Origin of the sequence: Phenylobacterium sp. (assembly GCF_020253645.1) — a bacterium.
Taxonomy (GTDB): domain Bacteria; phylum Pseudomonadota; class Alphaproteobacteria; order Caulobacterales; family Caulobacteraceae; genus Phenylobacterium.
This window is the reverse complement of sequence record NZ_JADCBG010000037.1, coordinates 1-23,205: the sequence shown is the minus strand read 5'-3', so window position 1 is coordinate 23,205 and position 23,205 is coordinate 1. Positions and strand designations below refer to the sequence as shown.

Annotated in this window: 27 protein-coding genes; 19 read left to right on the top strand and 8 right to left on the bottom strand. The window is 67.6% G+C overall.

Going from position 1 to position 23,205, the window contains the following annotated elements:
• Window positions 1–65 precede the first annotated feature (65 nt).
• Both cysD and INE98_RS02915 read left to right on the top strand, forming a co-directional pair.
• Window positions 66–1,016, top strand: a complete 951-nt coding sequence (gene cysD / locus INE98_RS02920) for a sulfate adenylyltransferase subunit CysD (RefSeq protein WP_293536423.1) — start codon at window positions 66–68, stop codon at window positions 1,014–1,016.
• A complete protein-coding gene (locus INE98_RS02915) occupies window positions 1,016–1,885 on the top strand; it encodes a DUF6671 family protein (RefSeq protein ID WP_293536421.1) in 870 nt (289 codons plus the stop codon). Before cysD ends, INE98_RS02915 begins: the two co-directional genes overlap by 1 nt.
• Here INE98_RS02915 and INE98_RS02910 read toward each other — a convergent pair.
• Window positions 1,882–3,636, bottom strand: coding sequence for a M10 family metallopeptidase C-terminal domain-containing protein (locus INE98_RS02910; protein WP_293536419.1), 1,755 nt, complete (start codon window positions 3,634–3,636; stop codon window positions 1,882–1,884). The genes INE98_RS02915 and INE98_RS02910 overlap by 4 nt on opposite strands.
• Before the next feature lie 102 nt (window positions 3,637–3,738).
• Between INE98_RS02910 and INE98_RS02905 the strand changes: the two genes are divergently transcribed.
• The 4 genes from INE98_RS02905 to INE98_RS02890 all read left to right on the top strand — a co-directional run bounded on the left by INE98_RS02905 (window position 3,739) and on the right by INE98_RS02890 (window position 5,889).
• Entirely contained in the window at window positions 3,739–4,212 is a 474-nt protein-coding gene (locus INE98_RS02905; protein ID WP_293536418.1) for a cupin domain-containing protein, read from the top strand.
• Window positions 4,213–4,215: 3 nt separating this feature from the next.
• Window positions 4,216–5,034 (top strand): alpha/beta hydrolase, encoded by an 819-nt coding sequence (locus INE98_RS02900; protein WP_293536417.1) that lies wholly within the window; start codon window positions 4,216–4,218, stop codon window positions 5,032–5,034.
• 136 nt (window positions 5,035–5,170) lie between these two features.
• Window positions 5,171–5,494, top strand: coding sequence for a hypothetical protein (locus INE98_RS02895; RefSeq protein ID WP_293536415.1), 324 nt, complete (start codon window positions 5,171–5,173; stop codon window positions 5,492–5,494).
• Window positions 5,491–5,889 carry a hypothetical protein gene (locus INE98_RS02890; RefSeq protein ID WP_293536413.1) on the top strand — a complete coding sequence of 133 codons (399 nt, stop codon included), beginning with the start codon at window positions 5,491–5,493 and terminating at the stop codon, window positions 5,887–5,889. Before INE98_RS02895 ends, INE98_RS02890 begins: the two co-directional genes overlap by 4 nt.
• 5 nt (window positions 5,890–5,894) lie before the next feature.
• Here INE98_RS02890 and INE98_RS02885 read toward each other — a convergent pair whose 3' ends face one another.
• The 3 genes from INE98_RS02885 to chpT form a co-directional block, all read right to left on the bottom strand.
• A complete protein-coding gene (locus INE98_RS02885) occupies window positions 5,895–6,731 on the bottom strand; it encodes a protein-glutamate O-methyltransferase CheR (protein WP_293536411.1) in 837 nt (278 codons plus the stop codon).
• Window positions 6,728–7,093, bottom strand: coding sequence for a response regulator (locus INE98_RS02880; RefSeq protein ID WP_293536409.1), 366 nt, complete (start codon window positions 7,091–7,093; stop codon window positions 6,728–6,730). Before INE98_RS02880 ends, INE98_RS02885 begins: the two co-directional genes overlap by 4 nt.
• A 76-nt stretch (window positions 7,094–7,169) precedes the next feature.
• Window positions 7,170–7,850, bottom strand: coding sequence for a histidine phosphotransferase ChpT (gene chpT, locus INE98_RS02875; RefSeq protein ID WP_293536408.1), 681 nt, complete (start codon window positions 7,848–7,850; stop codon window positions 7,170–7,172).
• Between the two features lie 89 nt (window positions 7,851–7,939).
• On the opposite strand from chpT, the gene cysQ reads away from it, so the two are divergent.
• Both cysQ and INE98_RS02865 read left to right on the top strand, forming a co-directional pair.
• On the top strand, window positions 7,940–8,710 hold the full coding sequence (gene cysQ / locus INE98_RS02870; RefSeq protein WP_293536406.1) for a 3'(2'),5'-bisphosphate nucleotidase CysQ: 771 nt from the start codon (window positions 7,940–7,942) through the stop codon (window positions 8,708–8,710).
• Window positions 8,711–8,800: 90 nt separating this feature from the next.
• The gene (locus INE98_RS02865) at window positions 8,801–9,991 is read left to right on the top strand and encodes an acyl-CoA dehydrogenase (RefSeq protein ID WP_293536405.1); all 1,191 of its coding nucleotides are present in this window, start codon (window positions 8,801–8,803) and stop codon (window positions 9,989–9,991) included.
• Between the two features lie 41 nt (window positions 9,992–10,032).
• Here the strand turns inward: INE98_RS02865 and INE98_RS02860 are convergent, their stop codons facing one another.
• Window positions 10,033–10,911: a bifunctional precorrin-2 dehydrogenase/sirohydrochlorin ferrochelatase gene (locus INE98_RS02860; RefSeq protein ID WP_293536404.1), complete on the bottom strand. Its 879-nt coding sequence runs from the start codon at window positions 10,909–10,911 to the stop codon at window positions 10,033–10,035.
• A gap of 17 nt (window positions 10,912–10,928) precedes the next feature.
• A complete protein-coding gene (locus INE98_RS02855; RefSeq protein ID WP_293536403.1) occupies window positions 10,929–11,300 on the bottom strand; it encodes a c-type cytochrome in 372 nt (123 codons plus the stop codon).
• 91 nt (window positions 11,301–11,391) lie between these two features.
• Here INE98_RS02855 and INE98_RS02850 point away from each other — a divergent pair, with 91 nt between their 5' ends.
• The 11 genes from INE98_RS02850 to INE98_RS02800 all read left to right on the top strand — a co-directional run bounded on the left by INE98_RS02850 (window position 11,392) and on the right by INE98_RS02800 (window position 22,163).
• Entirely contained in the window at window positions 11,392–11,847 is a 456-nt protein-coding gene (locus INE98_RS02850) for a (2Fe-2S)-binding protein (RefSeq protein ID WP_293536402.1), read from the top strand.
• A 40-nt stretch (window positions 11,848–11,887) separates the two neighbouring features.
• Window positions 11,888–14,080, top strand: a complete 2,193-nt coding sequence (locus INE98_RS02845) for a xanthine dehydrogenase family protein molybdopterin-binding subunit (RefSeq protein WP_293536400.1) — start codon at window positions 11,888–11,890, stop codon at window positions 14,078–14,080.
• A gap of 99 nt (window positions 14,081–14,179) precedes the next feature.
• Window positions 14,180–15,748, top strand: a complete 1,569-nt coding sequence (locus INE98_RS02840) for an aldehyde dehydrogenase family protein (RefSeq protein ID WP_293536398.1) — start codon at window positions 14,180–14,182, stop codon at window positions 15,746–15,748.
• Window positions 15,749–15,824: 76 nt separating this feature from the next.
• On the top strand, window positions 15,825–16,418 hold the full coding sequence (locus INE98_RS02835; protein WP_293536397.1) for a nicotinate-nucleotide adenylyltransferase: 594 nt from the start codon (window positions 15,825–15,827) through the stop codon (window positions 16,416–16,418).
• 140 nt (window positions 16,419–16,558) lie between these two features.
• Complete coding sequence (rsfS, locus tag INE98_RS02830) at window positions 16,559–16,888, top strand: ribosome silencing factor (RefSeq protein ID WP_293536530.1); 330 nt, start codon at window positions 16,559–16,561, stop codon at window positions 16,886–16,888.
• 112 nt (window positions 16,889–17,000) lie between these two features.
• Window positions 17,001–17,465 carry a 23S rRNA (pseudouridine(1915)-N(3))-methyltransferase RlmH gene (gene rlmH / locus INE98_RS02825; RefSeq protein ID WP_293536395.1) on the top strand — a complete coding sequence of 155 codons (465 nt, stop codon included), beginning with the start codon at window positions 17,001–17,003 and terminating at the stop codon, window positions 17,463–17,465.
• Window positions 17,458–18,138 (top strand): peptidoglycan DD-metalloendopeptidase family protein, encoded by a 681-nt coding sequence (locus INE98_RS02820; RefSeq protein WP_293536393.1) that lies wholly within the window; start codon window positions 17,458–17,460, stop codon window positions 18,136–18,138. The genes rlmH and INE98_RS02820 overlap by 8 nt, the downstream gene beginning before the upstream one ends.
• Before the next feature lie 81 nt (window positions 18,139–18,219).
• On the top strand, window positions 18,220–19,629 hold the full coding sequence (locus tag INE98_RS02815) for a S41 family peptidase (protein WP_293536391.1): 1,410 nt from the start codon (window positions 18,220–18,222) through the stop codon (window positions 19,627–19,629).
• Between the two features lie 136 nt (window positions 19,630–19,765).
• Entirely contained in the window at window positions 19,766–20,899 is a 1,134-nt protein-coding gene (locus INE98_RS02810) for a divergent polysaccharide deacetylase family protein (RefSeq protein ID WP_293536390.1), read from the top strand.
• A complete protein-coding gene (locus INE98_RS02805) occupies window positions 20,899–21,381 on the top strand; it encodes an RNA pyrophosphohydrolase (protein WP_293536388.1) in 483 nt (160 codons plus the stop codon). The genes INE98_RS02810 and INE98_RS02805 overlap by 1 nt, the downstream gene beginning before the upstream one ends.
• Window positions 21,378–22,163 carry an alpha/beta hydrolase gene (locus tag INE98_RS02800; protein WP_293536386.1) on the top strand — a complete coding sequence of 262 codons (786 nt, stop codon included), beginning with the start codon at window positions 21,378–21,380 and terminating at the stop codon, window positions 22,161–22,163. The genes INE98_RS02805 and INE98_RS02800 overlap by 4 nt, the downstream gene beginning before the upstream one ends.
• Window positions 22,164–22,176: 13 nt before the next feature.
• On the opposite strand, the gene INE98_RS02795 is transcribed toward INE98_RS02800, so the two are convergent.
• Window positions 22,177–22,806, bottom strand: a complete 630-nt coding sequence (locus INE98_RS02795) for a hypothetical protein (protein WP_293536385.1) — start codon at window positions 22,804–22,806, stop codon at window positions 22,177–22,179.
• Between the two features lie 83 nt (window positions 22,807–22,889).
• Complete coding sequence (locus INE98_RS02790; RefSeq protein ID WP_293536383.1) at window positions 22,890–23,150, bottom strand: ATP synthase F1 subunit epsilon; 261 nt, start codon at window positions 23,148–23,150, stop codon at window positions 22,890–22,892.
• Window positions 23,151–23,205: the final 55 nt, after the last annotated feature.

Here is a 23,205-nt window from a genome sequence, read left to right as displayed (position 1 = left end):
ATCATGAAGAATTGATATGATCATCCTGGCCCGCCGCCTCTTCCCGGGCGACCGGGCGCGCCCACATGACAATCGCCGAACCCGCCGCGACAGACGGAGAGCCCCCCTTCATGTTCGAGAGCCTGTCCCACCTCGAGGCCCTGGAGGCCGAGTCCATCCACATCCTCCGCGAGGCCACGGCCGAAGCCCGCAATCCGGTCATGCTGTTCTCGGCCGGCAAGGATTCGACGGTCATGGCGCACCTTGCGATTCTCGCCTTCCACCCCTCGCCGCCGCCCTTCCCGCTGCTGCATATCGACTCCACCTGGGAGTTCGACTCCCTGATGCGTTTTCGGGACGCCTTCGCCCGCGACAACGGTTTCCGTCTGATCGTGGCGGCCAACGAAGAGGGGCGCGCCGCGGGGCTCAACCCGTTCGACCACGGGGACCGCTACACGACCGAAATGCGGACCGAGCCCCTGAAGGCCGCCCTCCGCGACGGCGGCTACGACATCGTGTTCGGGGGAGCCCGGCGGGACGAGGAGAAGTCCAGGGCCAAGGAGAGGATCGTTTCGATACGTACGCCGGCCCAGGGGTGGGAACCCCGGAGCCAGAACCCCGAGCTCTGGCGCCTGTACAACACACGCTCTGGGGTGAACGGGTCGGCGCGGGTGTTTCCTCTCTCCAACTGGACGGAGACCGACATCTGGCTCTACGCCCTCTGGCGGCGGATTCCGCTGGCGCCTCTCTACTTTGCGGAGCCCAGACCCGTGGTGAAACGGGCGGGAACCTACATCGTCGTCGATGACGAATCGCGCATGCGCCTGGGTCCGCAGGACCGGATCACGACGCGGACGGTCCGGTTCCGGACCCTGGGCTGCTGGCCGGTGACCGGCGCGATCGAGTCCCGGGCCAACGACCTTCAGGGCGTGATCCGCGAAACCCTTCTGTCCTCGGTCTCCGAGCGACAGGGAAGGATCAGCGACGGGGAGGATGGCGGGTCCCTGGAGCAGAAGAAGAGGGAAGGCTATTTCTGATGTCCGGCGGAGACCCTCGCTGGCTCAGTGACGAGGTCGTCGGCCTGGTGACGATGCACGGCAAGGAAGAGGTGATCGGGCCTGTCCTTCAGGCGGGGGCCGGCCTGTCCGTCTTCAGGGTGGAGGGCGTGGACACCGACGCCTTCGGGACCTTCAGCCGGGAGATCGAGCGGCCGGGGAGCGCGCTGGACGCCGCCCGGGCCAAGGTCGCCGCCGGGTTCGCCGCACAGCCGCAGGCGCGGATCATGGTGGCGAGCGAAGGCGGATTCGGGCCGCATCCAGCCATCCCCCTGCTGCCGATCGCGGACGAACTCATCCTCCTGGTCGACCGGGTGACCGGACTGGAGATGACCGGAAGGGATGTGGGCCCGGAAACGAATTTCGCCCACCGCCGGGTCAGCGACACGGGGTTGGCCCTCGACTTCGCCCGGACATGCGGTTTCCCGGAGCATGGCGTCCTCGTCCTGGGCGTTCGCGGCGAGGCGCCGGCGCCGGACTTGTTCTGCGAGAAGACCCTCGCGGATGAGACCCAGCTTGCCGCAGCGGTTGCAGCGGCGGTCAGCCTGTGCGGAGGCGCCTTCCTGGAAACCGACATGAGGGCGCACCGCAACCCGACCCGACGTCAGGCGATCAGACGAGCGGCCCAGGACCTGGTCCGCCGCCTCGCCTCGCCTTGCCCCGCCTGCCAAAGGCCGGGATTCGACCGGGTCAGGCGGATTCCCGGTCGTCCGTGCTCGGACTGCGGGGCCCCGACCGAGATGGCGCTGTCCTGGGTGTACGGATGCCAGGGGTGCGGTCTTCAGGAGACCCGGCAGGCCCCCGGAGACCCATGGGCGGACCCGGGTTCCTGTCCCTCCTGCAATCCCTAGAGGATCCAGCCGCTTCCGAGGCTGGAGAGAACGACGCCGACCAGGATGACCTGGTCGCCATTGCCCATGTCGACGACGACGTCGGCGCCCACCTGGGAGATCGTACGGGCGGGATTTCCCTCCAGCTTCAGCCGGTCGCCAGAGGCGAAGCTGAAGTCGAGAATCCGGTCGGTCCCGGCGCCGGTGAAGCTGTGAAAGAGGTCCGCTCCCCCCGCGCCGCTCAGGGTGTCGGCGCCCCGGTCGCCCCAGATCCAGTCGTCGCCGACCCCGCCCATGACGGAGTCGTCGCCCTGGCCGCCGCGCACCCAGTCATTGCCGGCTCCGCCGTCGACCGTGTCATTCCCCATGTTGCCGTAGACGATGTCGAAGTCCTCATCCCCAAAGACGAGGTCGTTGTCCCTTCCCCCCACCACCCAGTCCTGACCTGCATTCCCGCGCAGGGTGTCGTTGCCCATGTTGCCGTTGATGTCGTCGAAGCCAGAGCCCCCCCACACCGAGTCGTTTCCCGCATCACCGCGCAGGTAGTTCGAGCCGGCGGTTTCGAGGAGGGTGTCGGCGCCTTCGCGGCCGAAGAGGGTGTCTGCGCCGCCGCCTCCCGTAAGCTGATTGTCGAGGACATTGCCCGTGATCAGGTCCGCTCCCGCCCCTGTGACCGCGTTCTCAATGTCCACGCCGCGTGCAATCGCGACATTGCCCCGAAAACCGCCGACGTCCGAGAAGTGGCCAGGCCGGAGGTCAATGACCTGGTTGCTGGCGTAACCCGAGAAGTCGAAGGTGTCCCGCCCCCCGGCGTCCCAGACCGCCCACTGCATGATCGAAGCGGCGCTGGTCGCCTCGAACCAGGGCCGGCCAGCGTTGGAGTTGAAGCCGTAGACGGTGTCTCCCGTCCGGGTGGTCATGTTCGCGCCGTACATGAACTGCACGGCGGCGATATCGTCCATGAGAGGGACCGCGGCGAAGCCGGGCAGGCTGGCGCCTGTGTTGAACCCGCCGAAATAGCTCATCACCGTGTACTGGCGGCTGTCCTCGAAGTAGCTGGCGTCGGCGCCATAGGTCGCAGAGCCCGTGTCGGGATACTCCGAAGGATGGCCAAGCCCGATGGCGTGGCCGATCTCATGAACCAGAACCAAGCCTCCAAAGTTCGAGGCCAGGGGCGTGACATTGTAGCTGTCTGTGATGTCGATCCAGACATCGCCGGAACGAGATGCGAAGTTGGTGGAGCCCGGAAAAAATGCAAAGCCCGCGGCGCCCTCCGGACCCTCGGAGTAGTTGGCGAAGAGGATCATGGCCTGGTTCGAATAGGCGGTCTCGCCGATCTCACCCTCGCCTTCGCGGACAAAACTGATCCGGGCGACGTCGGCCCAGGACTGGAGGGCGAGCTCTGTCTGGCGAATCTGCGCGGCGTTGAAACGGGAGAACCCGCTGGTCTCGCTCGGCATGACCGACGGCGGAGTCGACCGGAAAGCGTAGCTGGCCAGGAACGGCTGACCAAGAACGCCCCAGCCGCCCTCCCCGCCTGTAAGTCGATTGACCGCCTGGTCGAGCGTGAAGCTGGTTTTCCCGTTGGCGGCCGTCCCGCCGCGATCTTCGATGTTGAGCGAAAAAAAGGCTGGCGACGACTCGGCCTCGCCGCTTCTCAGGGCGCAGGCGCCGCAACCGCAGGCGGCGGCGTGCTGCCGCCCGCCCTCCACCCAGACCCTCAGCGGCGTCGGGGGGCTGAGAAGCTCTGACCCGTAGACGTCAGAGGACACGGGGATTCTCCATCGTTCGCCTCACCACCCAAGACTCGATCTTGCAGGGAACCCTGAGGTGAGACTCAATGCGAACATACACGACTTGAACAGGAGCTGAACATGTCCGGCCCGACAGTCCCGGCCGATGGCTGGGAGACTTCCGGGGTGCGCGTCGTGCCGGGGGATCAGCTGGATTCCAATACGCCTCAGACCCCGGGGATGAACCGCGCGGCTGCGATCGACTTCGCCCGGGTCGGCGCCCGCCGGCTCTGGGCGGGGACAGTTCACATCCACGCCGGGGCGGGAACGGGGGCGCACCATCATGGTCCGCTGGAGAGTGTGATCTATGTCGTTCGCGGACGGGCGCGCATGCGGTGGGGCGAACGCCTCGAGTTCACAGCCGAGGCGGGACCGGGGGATTTCATCTATGTACCCCCCTTCGTTCCTCATCAGGAGATCAACGCCTCCACGGACGAGACCCTGGAGTGCGTCCTGGTGCGAAGCGACGGAGAGGCGGTGGTCGTCAATCTAGATATCGAACCCGTCGAGCCCCCGCGGGAGGTCCGCTGGATTGACCCGATCCACAGGGACTGAAGCATGCCCCGCATCTATGCCAATGGCCTCGACATCCACTATGAGCGCACGGGAGAAGGACCGCGACTGCTGTTCATCTCGGGCACAGGCGGCGACCTCCGGGTCCGTCCCAACATGCTGGACGGTCCGTTCGCGAAGACTTTCGACCTGGTGGCCTATGATCAGAGGGGTCTGGGCCAGAGCGGGAAGCCGGACAAGCCCTACTCCATGGCCGACTATGCCGACGATGCGGCTGGACTGATGGACGCCCTGGGATGGGACGACGCCTTGGTCGTGGGCGTTTCCTTTGGCGGCATGGTGGCCCAGAATCTTGTCGTGCGGCATCCCTCGAGGGTTCGACGGCTGGTCCTGGCCTGCACGTCCGCCGGCGGCCTGGGAGGCGCGTCCTATCCGTTCCACAACATCGACCACCTCAAGGGAGAGGCGCGTGCGCGCCACCTCCTGCCGATCAATGACATCCGCCTGGACGAGGCCTGGGCGAAGGCCCACCCGGAGCGCTACGCCGAGGCCATCGCACAGGCGTCACACGACCCCTTCGCCGGCGAACCGGGGCGGGAGATGGGCGCCCGGCGACAGATCGAGGCGCGCGCCGGCCATGACGTCTGGAGCGCCCTTCCCGCCGTTCGCGTTCCGGTGATGATCGCCGCAGGCCGCTTCGATGGCATTGCTCCGCCCCAAAGCCAGTTGAATCTTGCGCTGGCCCTTCGCGGCTCGGTCCTGCGATTCTTCGAGGGAGGCCACATGTTCATGCTGCAGGACCGGAGCAGTGTTCCGGCGATGATCGCGTTTCTGCTCGATGGCGCGGACTCCGCTTCGACCTGACCCGTCCCTCCGTAGAGGACCCCATCGGGTTCACCCGAAGCTTGCATGTCACGAGGCGAGGGGCCATTTCCTCCCCAATGTCCTCGGGGTCGAGCGCCCCATCATTCGGGGGCGATCCGCCCCAAGGAGAATTCCCATGACCGCCACCCCTGCGGACAAGGCCGTCCGCGCCGCCCGCTCCGCCGCCAAGTCCACCGCCGAGGCCGCCGAAGACGCCGTCGAGCAGGCAGAGCGCCAGCTTGCAGACGCCGCCCGCCGGATCGAGAAGGCGGTCGCCGAAGGAATCGAGCAGATCCGCACCCAGGGGAAGGTCTACGCTGCCGAAGCCAAGGACCAGATCGAGGAAGCCCAGCGCTATGTCGCAGGACAGGTGCGCGAACGTCCTCTGGCGGCGACTGGCATCGCCGTCGGCGTCGGTGTTCTCATTGGTCTGATCCTGGCCAGCGGACGCCACCGTTGAGGCTAGGCCGCCTTATCCTGGCGGTCTGTGGCGTCGCAGCCCTGGCGACGGCCTCGGGGGTTCTTGTCGTCGCCCTCTCACTGGCGCTCTTCGCGTCTGTGGAGCCGATTCTGGGACCCGCCGGTGCGGCGGCGGCGGTCGCCCTCGCCTGCTTGCTGATCCTGGCTGTCTCCGGGCTGACCCTCCTCGCTATCGCCCTGTTCCGTCCTCGACGGCCGGCCTCCTCCCGAACCGGCGCGCTGGGAGACGATCTGCTGGCCCTGGCCGCGAAGCGACCGCTTATTGCGGTCCTGGGCGCAGCCGCAGCTACAGCGATCGGAATCGCCGCGCTTCGGAATCCCCAGGTTGCGTCCGGGCTGGTCAGCCTGTTCCTGAGTCTTCGCCGACCGCGGTGAGCACGTCAGGCGGCGAGGCTGAAGGCGGGGTTGCGGGTATAGATCGCGGGCATTCCGGCGAGAGGGTTCATGGCCGGCGCCAGGTCTTCGGCGCCCTCGCCTTCCCCCTGGCCCAGAATCAGAAGGCCACCGGGCGAGAGGGCCTGGGCCAGGTTCAGGACGAGGTTCGGCCGCATGTGCGGGGCTGTCCTTGGCAGGACCCCCCGGCACAGGATGATGTCAAACCGAACCCCGCCCGGCGTCTCCGACAGCGGGTTGACCCGGCGCCAGCGCACCATCTCGCGCAGGGCGGGTGAGACCTGCCATGAATCCTCGCGTCGCAGGAAGTGATCCACCAGTCGCCTGGCGGTCAGTCCCTTCTGTACCTCGAAGTGGTTGAAGAGCCCGGTCCTGGCCCTTTCAAGCGCCCGGGTGGAGATATCGGAGGCGTAGATCTCAACCTGCAGGCCGTCGGACAGGCGATCCATCGCCTCCTGCGCGAGCATGGCCATGGAATAGGGCTCCTGGCCCGAACCAGACGCCGGGCACCAGATTCGCACCGGCGCGCCGCCGCGGGCTGTCGACAGGGTTGGGAGAATCCTGTGGCCGAGCTGGTCCAGAACCTCGGCGTCCTCCATGAAGTCGCGTTCGAAGACCGTGAGGCACTCTATCAGCGGCCAGGCAAGTCGCTCCGTCTCGCGGGTTCTGAGGGCGATGAGAAGATCGGCCACGGTCCCGAAGCCTTCTCGACGGGCGAGCCCGGTCAGCCTGATCAGAATCTGATCCGGCTCCGATATGTCGAGCCGCCGGCCGGTCCGAACCAGGCAGAGGCGGGCCACAAGGTCAAGCTCGGCCGGGGTCACGCCACCCCCGCCAGGGTGATCTTGGAGGCGAGGATTTCTCCGTCGAAAGGCTTCATCACATACTCGTCGGCTCCGGCCTCAAGGGCCTGCCGGATCAGGTCCGGCGAGGTCTCGACAGAGCAGACCAAGACCTTCGGATGGTCGCCGCCTGGCATGAGCCTCAGCTTTGAGAGGGCCTCAAGGCCGCTCATGACCGGCATCCGCCAGTCGAGCAGGATCAGGTCAGGCATCTCCTCCTTGCAGGCCGCGAGGGCCTGGGCGCCGTCTGCAGCCTCGCGCACCGGTATCCCTCTCGCCTCCACGAGACGCCGGGCGAGACTGCGGATGACGGGACTGTCGTCGACGACGAGACAGGTCTTCACGTGAGGCGCCTCCTTTGGACGGAGGTTCCCAGCTGCCGGTTAATGAGGCGTTCCCCGGGTCCGGATGACGATCAGGTCAGGCGGGCAGAGCAGCGAGGAAATCGATCGATGAACCTGCGGAGTCCACACGCACCGTGCCGCCGGCGTCGGTGACGAAGAGATGGACGTAATAGGCCTGGACCCAATAGCCGTGCAGCCCCTCACCCATCGGCAGGCCGGCCAGTCCATCGGCCACCTCGGCCCTCAGCCGGGGCCGCGGTCCGTCCGCCCGGGCGCGAATCAGGATGAATCCTTCGCGCTCCTCCGCCTGGATCCGGGCAACGCCCCCTGTGGGAAGGGCCGCCCCCGCCAGCTGGCTGAGGTTCAGGAGCGCCCTTGCCGCAGGCTTGGCGAGTGCAGGCGCGGTGACCTGCCAGTCGATTTCAGCGCGGATGTGCCGGAACAGGCCCTCCGCGAGGCGGCCGAGCTCCCGGGAGTCGAAGACTTCGGCCGAGGCCGAGGCTCCGAAGGCCACCCGACAGAAACCGAGCAGGTCGGAAAGCTTCCGCGCCGAGGCCCCGATCAGTCCGAGAGCTTCGTCGCGCATGTCCTGGGCCGACGGATCATCCAGGAGGTCCAGACCGCTGACCATGGCGCTGACCGGACTGATGAAGTCATGACACATCCGGGCGGCGAGGAAGGCCGCCACCTCGGCCGTTCGGGCCGGGAGCGCCTCACGGCGCGGATCTTCCGGGAAGGGAGCGGGGGAGCCGGTCATCTTGAAGGCGAAACTGGCCTGATTTGTCGCTTTGGGAAACTCCTCGACGCCTCTAGGAGGAACCCTGCCCAGACAGGATGGATTTCCGCATGCCGCCCCTCGACGCCCACTTCGGATCTGTGCTCGCCGACCTCTGCGAGGAAGCCGCGGACCTGGTGCGCCCACTCTGGAAAAGCGGCCTGACCGTCGACCGAAAGCTGGACGACAGTCCTGTGACCGAAGCGGATCGTCGGGCTGAGGCCCTGATCCTCGAGGGGCTGGCGCAGATCGCTCCGGGCGTGGCGGTGATCTCCGAGGAACACGCCAGCGAGTTCGGGGCGCCCGGCAGTATAGGACGCGTCTTCCTGCTGGTTGATCCCGTTGACGGGACGAAGGCGTTCGTGAGGGGCGATCCGAACTTCACGGTCAATATCGGCCTCATAATCGATGGCCGTCCAGTCGCGGGGGCGATCTCGGCCCCGGCCACGGGCGAGACCTGGTTCACGGGCGCCCGGGGGGCCTTCAAGCGCGTGAAGGGGGGCGATCCGGTTGAGGTGTCCGTCCGCCCCTGGCCAGCCGGGAATGCTGTGGCCCTGATCAGCCATACGATGAAGCCGGAGACGCTCAAGGCCCTGACCGACCGATACGGTTTCCACGGGACCCAGCCGATGGACTCTTCCATCAAGTTCTGCCGGATCGCAGAAGGCGGGGCGGATATCTACCCGCGTCTTGGGCCCACCATGGAGTGGGACATCGCCGCCGGCCACGCCATCCTCTCTGCAGCAGGCGGGCGGGTCGAGGCCGAAGACGGCGCCGCCTTCCTCTACGGCAAGGCGTCGGAAGGCTTCCGGAACCGGGGTTTCGTCGCCTGGGGCGGATGACGACCCGGTGGTGGGCCTGGTCAAATGGCGACTACACCCCGGCTGAAAACCGGCGCATAAGGCGTCGGGAACGACTGCAGGAGACCCCCCATGGCCCTCGACTCCGCCGCGGACGCCAAGACCTTCAGCTGGGAAGACCCCCTGGACCTCGCCTCCCGCCTCTCGGAGGACGAGCGGATGGTATGGGAGTCCGCCCGGGCCTATGCTCGGGATAAGCTGCTTCCCCGGGTCGTCTCGGCCTATGCCGAGGAGCGGTTCGACCGCGAGATCATGACTGAGATGGGCGCCCTCGGCTTCCTTGGGCCGACTCTTCCCGAGGCCTACGGCTGCGCCGGCGTCAACCACGTCGCCTACGGTCTCATCACCCGCGAAATCGAGGCGATCGACTCCGGCTACCGCTCGGCCATGAGCGTGCAGTCATCCCTGGTCATGTACCCGATCCACGCCTTCGGCTCGGAGGCCCAGCGCCAGCGCTACCTGCCCGGTATGGCGCGCGGCGAAATCATCGGCTGTTTCGGCCTGACCGAGGCGGACGGGGGCTCCGACCCCGCCTCCATGCGGACCACCGCCACGCCGACCAAGGGCGGCTACATCCTGAACGGCGCAAAGATGTGGATCACCAATTCGCCGATCGCCGACGTCGCCCTGGTCTGGGCCAAGCTGGACGGAGCCATCCGCGGCTTCCTGGTCGACCGGGGGTCCGAGGGCTTCTCCACCCCGCAGATCAAGAACAAGCTGTCCCTGCGCGCCTCTGTCACGGGCGAGATCGCACTGTCGGACGTCTTCGTCCCCGAGGACCGGATGCTGCCGGGGGTCTCTGGCCTGCGAGGCCCCTTCTCCTGCCTGAACAAGGCCCGATACGGGATCGCCTGGGGGGCCATGGGCGCCGCCGACTTCTGCCTGCACGCCAGCAGGGACTACGTCGCCACCCGCAAGGTGTTCGGCAAGCCGCTCGCCGCCCGCCAGCTGGTCCAGAAGAAGCTGGCCGATATGCAGACAGAGATCGCCCTGGGTTTCGAGGGCGCACTCGCCCTCGGCCGGCTGATCGACCAGGGCGCCTGGGTGCCCGAAGCGATCAGCCTGATGAAGCGGAACAACTGCGGCAAGGCCCTGGCGATCGCCCGGGAGGCCCGCGACATCCACGGCGGCAACGGCATCAGCGGCGAGTACCACGTGATGCGCCACGCCTCGAACCTCGAGACCGTGAACACCTACGAAGGGGCGCACGACGTCCACGCCCTGATCCTGGGTCGGGCGATCACCGGCGAAAACGCCTTCTGAGGACACGGCCCCCTCGGTCGGCGCCCCCAACGCCTTGCGCGTCAGGCGTTTCCGGCCACCGGAAGGACCTCTGCCGACAGGCCAGCCAGCCGCCAGGGGCCGGGATCAACCAGAAGCACGATGGTCCGTCCCTCGGAGATGAGACCGGAGACAATCGGGGGGGCCGCCGCAGCGGGCGAAAGTCGACGCGCCTCCCGTCTGGCCAGGACCGCCACGTCATGGCCATCCCCCGGTTCGGAAACCAGGACATCGGCGGAAGACAGCACCCGCAGAGCCCGCAAAGAAAGAAGATCGGCGGGCGTCTCCGGGGGAATGGCGAACAGCCGGCCGGGCGACCGGGTCGAGCCCATCAGGGCTTGCTCGAGAAGCGCCTGAACCTCGTCATCAGACCGCCCCTCAAGGACCGCAGCGGCGACCGGCCCTTCCAGAAGGGCTGAGAGGACGACCCGCCTTTCGCCTGGGTCGGGCCAGCGGGTCCGGAGTTCGGTCTTCCGGGCGTCAAGAAAACGGGCCAGCCGCCCGATACCCTCCGGAACCCGGGGCTCCAGCTCGGCCCGGAGCCGGGCGGCCACCAGCGGCGAAGCGCCGCCCGTCCCGAAGGCCGCCACGAGAGCGCCGCGGTCAATGAGGGCGGGGACGGTGAAGTCGCAGAGGGCGGGGCGATCCATCACATTCACGGGAACACCCGCCTGTCGCGCCGCTTCCGAGGCGCGGCCGGCGAAGGCCTCATCCGGATGGGCAATGAAGCCAAGGACAAGGCCGCTCCACGACCCGGGCGATACAGCCTCACCAGGGGCAAGCCGGACCAGCTCCGCCGGGCCTCCGCCGAGAAGGCGAAGACGGGCCTCCAGTCCCTCGCCGTCCCCGGCCAGGCCAATCCTGCGTCCGGCGAGCGGAAAGAAGGCGGGAAAGACGTCCAACTTAGTCCCTTCGAAGCCTACTTGAGGGTCTTGAGATGGGCGATGAGGGCGGCGCGATCCTTCGGCGACGCAACGGCCGTGATCATCCTTCCGCCGGGTGCAAACCGGGTCGGCGCGGCCAGGTAGGCGTCGAGCGCTGCGTCGGTCCATACGCCGCCCTTGGACTTGAGCGCTGACGAGTAGGCGAAGTCGCTGCGGCCTGCGATCCGCGCCCCGGCGACCCCGTTCAGGGCAGGCCCGGCCACCGTGCTCGCGGCCCCATGGCAGGTCCGGCATTGCAGGTTGAAGATCCGGGCGCCGTCCGCTGCTGCGGCCGGCTGCACCGAGAGACCGGCCGCAACCAGGAAACCGGCGCACAATGCCGGGAAGACGCCGAGGGATTGGGGCATGGAATATCTCCAGGACAGGGACCCGCACTATACAGGGCCGGCTAAGCGCCGTTAAGATGCGCACTCCGGATAAAGCTGCGGGGACTCCATCATGGCCACCAGTCTTGAGATCAACGGCAGGACGGTTCAGGTCGAGGCCGCGCCAGACACGCCCCTTCTGTGGGTGCTCCGGGACGATGTCGGTCTGACAGGGTCCAAGTTCGGATGCGGTATCGGCCAGTGCGGCGCCTGCACCGTGCTGGCGGATGGCGCCCCGGTGCGGTCCTGCTCCCTGCCGATCGGCGCCCTGACGGGGGTCAGGATCACGACTATCGAGGGCCTCGGCGGAACCCATCCGGTACAGGAGGCCTGGGTGAAACTGGACGTTCCCCAGTGCGGCTATTGTCAGTCCGGGCAGATTCTGAGCGCCGTCGCCCTGCTTGCCAGCAAGGCTCAGCCCTCCGAGGCGGATATAGACGCAGCCATGGACGGGCACATCTGCAGATGCGGCGCCTACCAGCGGATCCGAGCCGCCATCCGGGACGCCGCCGCCCAGGCCCGCGCGTAACGAACTGCGCCCAAGACATTGTCACCCGAGGAGCCCGATCATGAACACCCCTGCTGATCAGGATGATGTCCGCACAGGGCCGACTCGCCGGCAGATGGCCATCGGGACAGCCCTCGTCTCCGGGGCGCTCCTCGTCGGCTGCACGCCGGGCGACCTTCTCTCCGTTGGTGCAAAGACCGAGGTCGGCGCCTTCGGCCCCTTCATCCGGATCGCCGCGGATGGGGTGGTGACGGTCGTGAATAAGCACATCGAGTTCGGTCAGGGCAGCCACGCCGGACTGGCCGCCATTGTGGCCGAGGAACTGGACGCCGACTGGAACCGGGTCAGGGTGGAACAGGCGCCGGCCAACGCCAAGCTTTACGCCAACACCTTCATGGGCGTTCAGGGCTCCGGCGGCTCCACCGCGATCCCCAACAGCTGGACCCAGCTTCGAAAGGCCGGCGCGGCTGCCCGCGCCATGTTCACCGGGGCCGCCGCAGCTGCGTGGAGTGTCCCGGAGGCCGAGATCACCGTGAAGGACGGCGTGGTCAGCCACGCCGCCTCGGGCAAGTCGGCTGGCTTCGGCGAGCTTCTGGAAGCGGCGGCGGCCATCACGCCACCGGAAGATCCTAAGCTCAAGCCGCATGAGGCCTTCACCCTTATCGGTACGGACCGGGTCCGCCGGAAGGACTCGCTGGAGAAAAGCACCGGCAAGGCCCGATACACTCAGGACGTGGCGATGGAGGGCATGCTGACGGCTGTGGTCGCCCATGCCCCGCGCTTTGGAGCCAAGGTCAGCGGCTTCGACGACACAGAGGCGCGGAAGATCTCGGGCGTTGTCGACGTGATGGAGATCCCCACCGGCGTCGCCGTCTTGGCCAAATCGACCTGGGCCGCGCTGCAGGGTCGGAACGTCCTGAATGTCACCTGGGATGAAGCCGGGGCCGAGCCCGTGGGCTCATCAGAGATGGAGTCCAGGTACGCCGAGTGGGCGGCCGGTCAGGGGACCCTGCCGGACAAGCTGAAGTGGGAGACCTTCGAGACGCGCGGCGACGCTGCGGCGGCCGGCGAAGGCGAAGTCTTCGAGGCGACCTACCATTTCCCCTTCCTGGCCCATGCGACCATGGAGCCGATGAACTGCGTCGCCCAGGTCGGGGGCGGCGAGGGTGTCAGGCTGACCGTGGCGTCCCAATCGCCCACCCTGGACCAGATCAACACCGCAAGGATCACCCTGTCCCTGCCGGGATCGGTCCAGATCGACAACCTTCATGCCGGAGGCTCCTTCGGGCGCCGCGCCAACTTCCAGTCCGACTTTGTCGCCGAGTGCGTCCACATCGCCAAGAAGGTCGGCAAGGGCACGCCGGTCAAGCTGGTCTGGACCCGTGAGGACGACATGGCCGCCGGCTATTTCCGGCCTCTGACCCACCACCGCGTCAAGATCAGGCTGGACAAGGAGGGCTTTCCGGCCGCGTGGACGCATCGGGTGGTGACCCAGTCCCTCATGAAGGGCTCGCCGATGGCGCCGAAGGGAATCGACACATCCACTGTCGAGGGGGCGATGGGCTCGCCCTACCTCAAGGCGACACCGGCCGTCGATGGCCAGGTGCTCATGCCCGAGTTCGGCATCCCCGTGCTTTGGTGGCGTGCTGTGGGATCCACGCACACGGCGTTCGTCATGGAGCACACCATCGACCAGCTGGCCCGGATGTCGGGCAAGGATCCCGTCGAGTACCGGCTGGCCCTGTTCGAGAAGGCCGGGGCGAGCCGGCACACTGCAGTCCTGAAGCTCGCCGCGGAGAAGGCGGGCTGGGGCCAGCCGGTTCCGGCCGGAGTGACCCGCGGCGTCGCGGTGCATGAGAGCTTCGGCTCGGTCGTCGCCCAGATCGCCGATGTCCGGATCGTGGATGGCGTTCCGAGAGTCGGACGGGTGGTCACGGCGATTGACTGCGGCACGGCTGTGGCGCCCAACCAGATTGCGGCTCAGATGGAGGGTGGGACCTGCTACGGGCTCTCCGCCGCCCTTCACGACGAAATGATCATCAAGGCCGGGGCGGTGGAGCGGAAGAACTTCGATAGCTACCGCGTGCTTCGTAACTCAGAGGCGCCGACGGTGGAGACCCATATCCTGCCCTCGACCAATCCCCCTTCCGGGGTCGGCGAACCCGCCACGCCGGTGATCGGACCCGCCGTCGCCAACGCCGTTCTCGCCGCCACGGGCAAGGCCACATACCGCCTGCCGATGATCCGCGCCTGACCGATCGAGGCCGGACGCCGGATTTTCCGCCGTGGCGCCGTCCCGGCTTTGGTCTAGTAAGTCCCGGACCGGAGGGGCGCGCGGGGCAGCGGGGAGATCATGTCGGAGAACCCACGGAGGATCGCGACTCTCGGGACGCTGTCCGAAGGCATGGCCATCCCCTTCGGCGGAGACCGGCTGACCTTCGTGCCCAGGGCCCTGGCCGAGGCCTTCCAAACCGGTGACCGGCTCATCGTGGTGCAGGACACCGGCGACCTTCTTCACGTTCCGGGAGGTGTGTTCGACGAGGTGAGCCGCGCCACAGCGGCCGCGGCGGAGGCCTTCGGCGCCCTCGCAAACGTTCCGGATTCCGCCATTTCCGAATTCTTCGAGGCCCTCGCCCGGCGCATCGAGAGTGACTCTGTCTGGAGCCAATTCGCCGCCGCCAATGCAGCGGATGTCGAGTCGGCCAGGGCGAGGGGGCGATCAACGACCCGGCTCGCTGTCACCGACGCCATGCGCAGGGACATGGCTGCAGGCCTCCGGTCCTGGCGTGACAGTCCGGCGGGAAGAAACCGGGTGCTGGAGACAATCTCTCATGCAGGATGGAGCGTGGAGCAGGTAACCGCGCCGCTGGGCGTCGTCGGCTTCGTCTTCGAGGGCCGGCCCAACGTCTTTGCAGACGCTGCAGGGGTTCTGAGGACCGGCAATGCGGTCGTCTTCCGGATTGGCTCTGATGCACTGGGCTGCGCCAGGGTCCTGATGAGGGAGGCGGTGGCGCCCGCCCTCGCGGAGGCCGGCCTGCCGGCCGGGGCGATGAGTCTGGTGGACTCCGCAGAGCGGTCTGCGGGATGGGCCCTCTTCGCCGACCGCCGCCTGGCCCTGGCGGTGGCCCGCGGTTCCGGTCCCGCAGTCGCGCAGCTGGGGGCCATCGCCCGGCAGACCGGGACGCCCGTCAGCCTCCATGGCGCCGGCGGAGCCTGGATGGTCGCTGACGAGAGCGCCAACGCCGATCGGTTCCGAGAACTGGTCTTTCACTCCCTCGATCGGAAGGTCTGCAACACTCTCAATGTCTGCGTGATCGTGGAGTCCCGCGCCGCAGAGCTTGTCCCGGTCTTCCTGGAGGCCCTGGAGGGGGCGGGGCGCCGGCGGCGAGGCTGCCGTCTGCACGTGGCGCCCGGCGCCGAAGCCTTTCTTCCGGCGCTGGGCTGGGTGGGCGAGATGGTGGACGTGGTCCGCGCGGAGGGAACCGTCCGGGAGCCACGCGCAGACCTGATTCCGGAGGCTGACCTCGCCCGGGAGTGGGAATGGGAGGAAAGCCCCGAAGTCAGCCTCGCTGTCGTCAGGGACCTGGGCTCGGCCATCGACCTTTTCAACAGATATGCGCCCCGCCTGGTGGCCACCCTTGTCGCCGAGGACCCGTCCGCGCTGGCGCGGTTCGAGTCGGAAGTGGAATCACCCTTCACCGGCGACGGCTTCACCCGCTGGGTCGATGGCCAGTTCGCTCTCAACAGGCCGGAGCTCGGCCTGTCGAACTGGGAAGGCGGGCGGCTCTTCGCCCGGGGCGGCGTGCTGGCTGGCGATGGGGTGTTCACCATCCGCACCCGGATGCGGCAGATCGATCCCGGTCTCGATCGCTCGGCCCCGAGCCCTCCGGCAGACCCGGCGCCAAGGCCTCCCGGCGCCTGATATGTGGGAGCCGGGGCAGGTCAGGCGGCGCTCCGGCGTCGGGCGCCCAGGCGCCCTCAGGCCGGGATTCCTTCTGATGCGCGGAATGGGGGTCGGGCTTTACGGCGGGAGCTTCAATCCCGTGCATGAGGGGCACGCTCATGTGGCCGAGACCGCTCGCCGCAGACTCGGTCTGCACAGGGTGATCTGGCTGGTGTCGCCTCAGAATCCACTGAAGAGCCGCGTCCAGACGCAACCTCTGGGGCAACGTTTGGCGCAGGTCCGCGCCTTCGCCCGGGGACAGGGCATGATCGCCTCCGACATCGAGGCCCGGCTGGATACCCGCTTCACCCTGGACACCCTTCTGGCTCTCAAGGCCCGTTTCCCCGGCGTCCGTTTCGTCTGGATCATGGGCGCGGACGGTCTCGCAAGCCTCCATCACTGGAGAGGCTGGCGGCAGATCATGCGCACACTGCCTGTGGCGGTTGTGTCGCGCCCGCCGAGTTCCCTCAAGAGCCGGTTCTCGCCCGCGGCGCGGCGCTTCGGTTCAGCGCGGCTCGCCGCTCAGCGAGCACCGGGCCTGAGCGGCCAGGAGCCGCCCGCATGGATCTTCCTTCATGGTCCGCTCCATTTTCAGTCCTCAACCGCCCTGCGCGAGGCGGCGGCGGCTGAGTCGATACGTCACGGCTGACCGTCGCTCACGTCTGTGCTATTGAACGTCCTTGTCGTGACAAAACAGGAGTTGCTCCGCTGAGCCCCGACCGTGCGCAGACTGCGCAATCCGCCCCCGCCCAGGCCGCCGGGGCTGTCCTTCCGCAAGGTGTTTCCGCGCTGGAGGAATTGATCCTGAACCGACTGGACGATGACCAGGCGCAGGACGTTGTCTTCATTGACCTCAAGGGCAAGAGCGCCATGGCGGACGGCCTGATTGTGGCTTCCGGCCGTTCGCATCGCCATGTCGGGGCCATCGCCGACCACCTCCTGAGGAGCCTCAAGGAACATGGCTATGGCCGGGCCCGTGTGGAGGGACTGCCGCACTGCGATTGGGTTCTGATCGACGCCGGGGACGTCATCGTCCATGTCTTCCGGCCTGAGGTGCGGGCCTTCTACAACATCGAGAAGATCTGGTCCGTGGATTCAGGACATCGCGCCGCAGTCTGATCAGGGGCGGCCAGGTGATCGGCGGTTGGATGCAGCACCTGACGAAAATCCGGTTCGCCGGCTCACTTGAACGGGAGTATGGCGGTTCTGCCTCGGCGCCGGCGGTACGCGGGTGAGACTATCCATTGTCGCCGTTGGACGACTGGGGCGCACCCCGGAGGCAGGTCTGGTCCGCCTCTATGTCGAACGCGCTACGGCCGTGGGAAGACCTATTGGCCTCGGCCCGGTGGAAGTGATCGAAGTCGAGGCCCGAAAGCCCGGGCGGGCTTCAGAGGCCAGGGCCCTTGAGGCCTACCTGGCGGACAGCCGGATCATCGCCTGCGATGAGGCTGGGCGGGCCAGGACCTCCCGAGACCTCTCAGCAGAGATCGGCAGGCTGCGGGATGACGGTATCCGCAGACTGGCCTTCCTGATCGGTGGCGCCGACGGGCTCGACCCCGCTCTGCGGGCTCAGGCGCATGACACCCTGGCCTTCGGGCCCCAGACCTGGCCCCACGCCCTGGCCCGGGTCATGCTGGCCGAACAGATCTACCGGACGACGACACTGCTGGCGGGCGGTCCCTATCACCGTGACTAGGCCGTCTCGCCGGATCCTGCTTGGCCTTGCCGCATCCGCACTCCTGGTGGCGGCCTTCGCCGCCGGCGGACCGGAGGGGCGTGCGGAGACACCGGGTCGGACCCTCGACTTTGACCCCGTCCTTTCGCTCTTCGCCCTGAGGCTGGCGCCACCGGACCCGATCACCAGCGCGCCGGAAGCAGGCCTCGACGCGGCCCGGGCCGAGCTTGCGGCGGGCCTCGTGCTCGCCGATCGTCTCGCCAGGGGCCTTCCTCGCGGCGTCGTCCTGTCGGCCCCGGCCCCGGGGCCTGTTATCGAGGGGTTCGGTCAGAGGCAGGTGGGTGGGGTCCGGTCTCAGGGCCTGACCTTCAGGACGACGTCTGGCGCCTTGATCCTGGCTCCAGCCAGCGGGGACATCCTCTATGCAGGGCCCCTGGCGGGATTGGGCGAAGCGGTCATCCTTCAGGCGAACCCAAGGACCCAGATCGTCCTGGCGGGAGAATTCACCGCCCGGGTGCGGGAAGGCGGGTCCGTAGCACGGGGTCAGCCGGTGGGCGCAGCCGCCGACCGCGGCGTGGGCGTGAACCTCTATCTCGAGCTCAGGGATCTTGGCCGGCCCATCGACCCTGCCCCCTGGCTTCGCCCTGAAAAAGCCGTAGCGCAAGGCGCTGGATTCGCGCGGAAAACAGGATAAGGCTCTTTCCCGAATGCCGTCGCGCCCCGCTCGCCTTTTCCTGACGCCTCGGACTTCCATCAAGACCTGCTGGATCCGTTCATGAAGAAGAACCTGCTTATCGGCGTCTCGGCCTTCGTTCTGGGCGCCGCAGCCACGGCCTACCTGAACCAGACCGCCGCGGCCGCCGGCGCCTCGGGTGCGGAGAGCTACCGGGTGCTTGAACTCTTTGGCGACGTGGTTCAGGCCGTCGAGGAAAACTATGTCTCGGAGGTCCAGCCCCGGAAACTGATCGAGTCGGCTCTGGACGGCATGCTGACCTCACTCGACCCGCACTCGGACTACCTGACGCCTGAGGCCCTGAACGACATGCGGGACCAGACCCGCGGGGAGTACGGCGGTCTCGGGCTGGAGATCAGCTCCGAGGACGGGGTCGTGAAGGTGATCTCCCCGATGGACGGAACGCCGGCCTTCCGCGCCGGCATAAAGCCGGGCGACTACATCACCGCCGTCAATGGGCAGTCGGTGATCGGAATGTCCGTGTCGGAGGCGGTGAAGCTGATGCGCGGCCCCCCGGGCGAGCCTGTCACGATTTCGATCGCGCGCGAGAAGACAGACCCCTTTGACGTGAAGATCGTCCGGGAGGTGATCAAGACCCGCTCGGCCCTGGCCCGGATGGAAGGAGACTACGGTTACCTGCGCGTCTCGGCCTTCAACGAGAAGACCACGGAGGAGGCCCGGACGGCCTTCGAAGACCTCAAGGCCAGGAATCCCGCCATGAAGGGGTTGATCCTCGACCTCCGGAGTAATCCCGGGGGGCTCCTGGATCAGGCCGTGGGAATCTCTGACCTGTTCCTGGAGAACGGCGAGATCGTCTCCCAGCGCGGTCGGAATCCGCGCGACATTGGACGGTACAATGCGCGCGCAGGGGATATCACCGGCGGCCTCCCGATCGTGGTCTTGATCAACACCGGCTCCGCTTCGGCTGCGGAGATCGTGGCCGGCGCCCTGCAGGACCGGAAGCGCGCCGAACTCGTCGGGCTGACGAGTTTCGGAAAGGGCTCCGTGCAGACCCTGATTCCGCTTCGCGGCGGCGCCGATGGCGCCATCAAGCTGACCACCGCGCGGTACTACACGCCGTCAGGGCGCTCCATCCAGAAGACGGGGATTGCACCGGACCTGGAGGTCGCCCAGTCGCGGGAGGAGGCTCAGGCCATTGCAAACAGGGCGTTTCAGTTTTCCGAAGCCGCCCTCCGGAACGCCCTGACAGCCGACGAAGGCAAGAGCCGCGCCGCACCGCATGAACCGGCGGAGGCGCCGCCCGCAGACTTCAATTCGCGTACCGGAGACTTCCAGCTGAACCGGGCCAAGGATGTCCTCAGGTATGGCTCAGTGGCGGCGACCCCAAAGCTGCCGAAGCCCACGGCCCGCATGGCCGAGGTCGTGGGGGCTCGCAGTTCACCGCCGAAGGCGCCGGAGGGCGCTCCCAAGCCCGCCCCGAACGAACCCTGACGGACCGCGGCGATGTCATGAGGTCTCCGCGTCTCCGGTCCTGCCGGCGGATGTACACGGGGTTTCCCCGGAGGTCTGAAGGCAATAAGCCTTTGGAAACCGATTTCACGAGAGGGTCCGCGGTGGAGATCCACCCATGAGACGCCCGTCGCTCCGCCGCGCCACCCCCGCCGCCTCCAGGATCCCCCCGGCAACACGGGGATGGAGGGCGGTTCTGTCCCAGCCTCTGGTGGGGGCGGGAGCGGCGCTTGTCCTCTTTCTGGCCAGCGCCGCGACACTGGTGTCAGTCCTCGGCGATCCCGCCGCAGGGTACCCTCAGGTGAGGGCGGCGATTCCGGGTCCGGCGCCGCCTGGATGGAGAGCTGCGGTGAACGCCGGGCAGGCGGCCGGCCCAAGGCTCGCCCGGCCCGAATTCAACCTCGCCCGCTCTCCGGAACCACCGCCGCTCTCCACCGCCACTGACGCCCTCGCATCAGCGGGCGCTGTCATCGGAGGGCCGTTGAAGCCCGCCCCCATCCCCGGAGTCAGCCGGCGAACGGCGAGCGGGGTGCTGCCAGTCATCGGACCGGATGGTCTGACGCCCGCCCGGGCCTATGCGAGGCCGTTCAAGGCCAGCGGTCGGCCGCGCGTAGCCATCGTGATCGGCGGGCTGGGCCTTGATCCCGAGGTGACGCGCCTTGCAGTGGAGAGCCTTCCGCCGGAAGTCACCCTCGCCTTCTCCCCTTACGCGCCTCGGCTCCAGGAGTGGATCAACCGGGCGCGGGAGCGGGGTCACGAGGTCCTCCTGGAAGTCCCCATGGAGCCGGAGGACTATCCGGAGAACGATCCGGGCCCCTACACCCTGAGGGCCCGGGCCCAGCCTGCGGAGACTGTTCGTCGGCTGGAGTGGATTCTTGGGCGGGCGAGCGGCTATTTCGGCGTCACCAACCGGATGGGCGAGCGTTTCGTGAACAGCCCCGAAGGCATGAGCGCCCTGATGGGCGCCCTTCGCAGTCGGGGTGTCGCCTTCATTGATTCCGGAGTGGCCCGTGCGTCCGGCGGCGGCGAACTCAGGGCCTCGGGCGACAAAGTCCTCGATGAGGTCCTATCTCCGGCCGCAATAGACGAGGCTCTGCTCAAGGTGGAGGCCGCCGCCCTTCAGAAGGGAGAGGGTCTGGGCATGGCGCAGGCTTACCCCCTGAGCCTGCGGCAGGTGGCCTCCTGGGCGAGCCAGATCGAGAGCCGCGGGTACCAGCTGGCGCCAGCCTCGGCCCTCGCCCGGATCCGCTGATGAACCTCGCTGACTATCGGCCCAATGTCGGCCTCGTGCTGTTCGGCCCACAGGGTCATGTCTGGATGGGCCGTCGGGTCGAGACCCCGCCGCCCTACAACTGGCAGTTCCCGCAAGGGGGCGTCGACGACGACGAGGACCTGGAGGCCGCCGCCCTGCGCGAACTGGCCGAGGAGACCGGGATCACCTCGGTATCCATCCTGGGCCGCACACCCGGCTGGCTGGCCTACGACTATCCGATCGCGGCGAAGCAGGGGCGGCGCGGATGGAAGGGACAGAAACAGGTCTGGTTCGCCCTGAGATTCGACGGCGACGACACCGAAGTCCGCCTGGACCAGCACCTTCCGGTGGAGTTCGACGCCTGGCGCTGGGCCCCCCTGGCGGAGGCCCCCGATCTGATCGTTCCGTTCAAGAAGCCGGTCTATGCAACCGTCGCCGAAGCCTTTGCACCCATCGCCATCCGGCTGGGCCAGGGACGATGACGAGGCCACAGACGATCATCATGGTCCATGGGGCCTTTTGCGGCGGATGGGTCTTCGACGATTTCCGGACGCCTTTCGCCGAGGCGGGGCTGAGGGTGATCACCCCTGACCTCCGTGGCCATGGCCCCCAGGAGTCCCCAGGCGACGTCTCTGGCCTATCCATGGCGGACTTCGCTGCAGACATTGCGGAAGTGTGCCGCCGGCAAGCGGCCGAGGATGGAGCCCCGCCCATCCTGCTCGGTCACTCCATGGGAGGCCTGGTCGCCCAGATGACCGCCAGCCGTGCGCCTGTGGGGGCTCTGGTGCTGCTGGCGCCGTCGGCGCCATGGGGCGTCTTCGGCTCAAGTCTGGAAGAGGCGGTGACGGCGGCGGCCCTCCCCTTGGTCGCCCCGACGCCCTTCTCCCCGGTCGAGCCTGATCTTCGCCTTCTGAAGGCCTTCAGCCTGGACCGGCTCCCTGCCGGGGAGCGTGAGGCGGTCGCTCGCAGGACGCGCCCGGAGAGCGCGCGGGCCATCCTTGAAACCCTGACCTGGTGGCTGGACCCGTTGATGACGACCCGGATGGAAGCCTTGCCCGCGGGTCTGGACGTTCTTGTCGTCTCAGGCGCCCGCGACCGGGTTCATTCTCCGGCGACCGTCAGGGCCGTGGCGGTCCGACTGAATGCAGACTACCTGGAGATGGACGGGATGAGTCACTGGCTCCCCGGAGAACCAGGCTGGGGGAATGTCGCGGACGCCGTGCTGAAGTGGGTCGCCGGACGACGGAACCGCGCCGCCGCCTGAGCGCGAGGCCGGTCTAGAACTGGCGCTCTGAGTACAGGATCTCACCCGTGCCCCACTTGGGCGTGACCTCGGACCCATCGGGCTTCTTCAGCTGGACGAAGACGAGACCGATGGATTCCTTGTCCGTGAAGTACTCCCAGGAGCTGGTCACGCGCATGAAGTCCGTCGGGGGGATGTAGTTGTTTTCACGCTGGAGAAGCAGACGGGGCTGGTTCAGGAATGCGAACTTGTCGAGGCCGAGCAGAATGGGCCGCTCTCCGCCGCTGGTATAGGTCAGCCCGATCCGGCAGACCTCCCGATTGGAACCGGGATCGAAGACCGTCAGGGTATAGGGCCGGGCCACCAGGGTCTGGGTGAAGCCACCCTCTCTCCGGTTACGCTTGAAGCCTGCAGCCGGTGTCGCGAGCTTCGCCAGATCGCCACCGCGAACGAGGGGTACGCAGACCGAGCGGATGACATTCAGAATCTGTCCGATCTCGCCGTCTGTGGGCAGGGTTTCGACCACCGGTACGGCTGCCGGGGCTTCAGGCGGCGGCTCCGAGGCCGCTGGCGAAGGCGGAACGGGTGACGCCTGAGGCTCCTGGGCCAGGACCGGAAGGGCCATCGCCGTAGCGGCGACGAGGGTGATGACCGCGCTGCGCATTCTGTTTCCTCGTATCCTGTCTTACGCTCCCCAAGCCTCGCCTTCAGGCTGGCGGAGCATTTTGTCTGGATCGTGACGACTGGCTAGACCTCGACAGCGGACTCCGCCAGCACTGTGAGGCCTGCGGGGGTGACATCGGCGAATCCCCCCCTGACTTCGAATGTGGTGACCTGGCCGCCGCGATAGACCCGCAGCGGACCTTCCCGAAGGGCTGTCATGAAGGGCGCGTGGCCGGGCAGGACGCCGAAGTCGCCCTCAGAGCCCGGCGCGTCCACCTGGTCGACCTCACCGGAGAAGAGCTCCCGCTCCGGCGAGACCAGCGAGAATTGCAGCTTTCCGGCCATCAGGGTCAGGCTTCCGCCGCGAGCTGCTCGGCCTTGGCCACCGCATCCTCGATGG

Bases quoted from the DNA above. Each gene is read 5' to 3' on its own strand.
- INE98_RS02790 (WP_293536383.1), bottom strand. From the start codon at position 23,150: ATGGCCGGAAAGCTGCAATTCTCGCTGGTCTCGCCGGAGCGGGAGCTC.
- INE98_RS02810 (WP_293536390.1), top strand. From the start codon at position 19,766: ATGAGACGCCCGTCGCTCCGCCGCGCCACCCCCGCCGCCTCCAGGATC.
- INE98_RS02815 (WP_293536391.1), top strand. From the start codon at position 18,220: ATGAAGAAGAACCTGCTTATCGGCGTCTCGGCCTTCGTTCTGGGCGCC.
- INE98_RS02855 (WP_293536403.1), bottom strand. From the start codon at position 11,300: ATGCCCCAATCCCTCGGCGTCTTCCCGGCATTGTGCGCCGGTTTCCTG.
- INE98_RS02835 (WP_293536397.1), top strand. From the start codon at position 15,825: ATGCGCGGAATGGGGGTCGGGCTTTACGGCGGGAGCTTCAATCCCGTG.
- INE98_RS02905 (WP_293536418.1), top strand. From the start codon at position 3,739: ATGTCCGGCCCGACAGTCCCGGCCGATGGCTGGGAGACTTCCGGGGTG.
- INE98_RS02845 (WP_293536400.1), top strand. From the start codon at position 11,888: ATGAACACCCCTGCTGATCAGGATGATGTCCGCACAGGGCCGACTCGC.
- INE98_RS02840 (WP_293536398.1), top strand. From the start codon at position 14,180: ATGTCGGAGAACCCACGGAGGATCGCGACTCTCGGGACGCTGTCCGAA.
- INE98_RS02805 (WP_293536388.1), top strand. From the start codon at position 20,899: ATGAACCTCGCTGACTATCGGCCCAATGTCGGCCTCGTGCTGTTCGGC.
- INE98_RS02915 (WP_293536421.1), top strand. From the start codon at position 1,016: ATGTCCGGCGGAGACCCTCGCTGGCTCAGTGACGAGGTCGTCGGCCTG.
- INE98_RS02850 (WP_293536402.1), top strand. From the start codon at position 11,392: ATGGCCACCAGTCTTGAGATCAACGGCAGGACGGTTCAGGTCGAGGCC.
- INE98_RS02895 (WP_293536415.1), top strand. From the start codon at position 5,171: ATGACCGCCACCCCTGCGGACAAGGCCGTCCGCGCCGCCCGCTCCGCC.
- chpT (WP_293536408.1), bottom strand. From the start codon at position 7,850: ATGACCGGCTCCCCCGCTCCCTTCCCGGAAGATCCGCGCCGTGAGGCG.
- INE98_RS02795 (WP_293536385.1), bottom strand. From the start codon at position 22,806: ATGCGCAGCGCGGTCATCACCCTCGTCGCCGCTACGGCGATGGCCCTT.
- INE98_RS02800 (WP_293536386.1), top strand. From the start codon at position 21,378: ATGACGAGGCCACAGACGATCATCATGGTCCATGGGGCCTTTTGCGGC.
- cysQ (WP_293536406.1), top strand. From the start codon at position 7,940: ATGCCGCCCCTCGACGCCCACTTCGGATCTGTGCTCGCCGACCTCTGC.
- INE98_RS02865 (WP_293536405.1), top strand. From the start codon at position 8,801: ATGGCCCTCGACTCCGCCGCGGACGCCAAGACCTTCAGCTGGGAAGAC.
- INE98_RS02900 (WP_293536417.1), top strand. From the start codon at position 4,216: ATGCCCCGCATCTATGCCAATGGCCTCGACATCCACTATGAGCGCACG.
- cysD (WP_293536423.1), top strand. From the start codon at position 66: ATGACAATCGCCGAACCCGCCGCGACAGACGGAGAGCCCCCCTTCATG.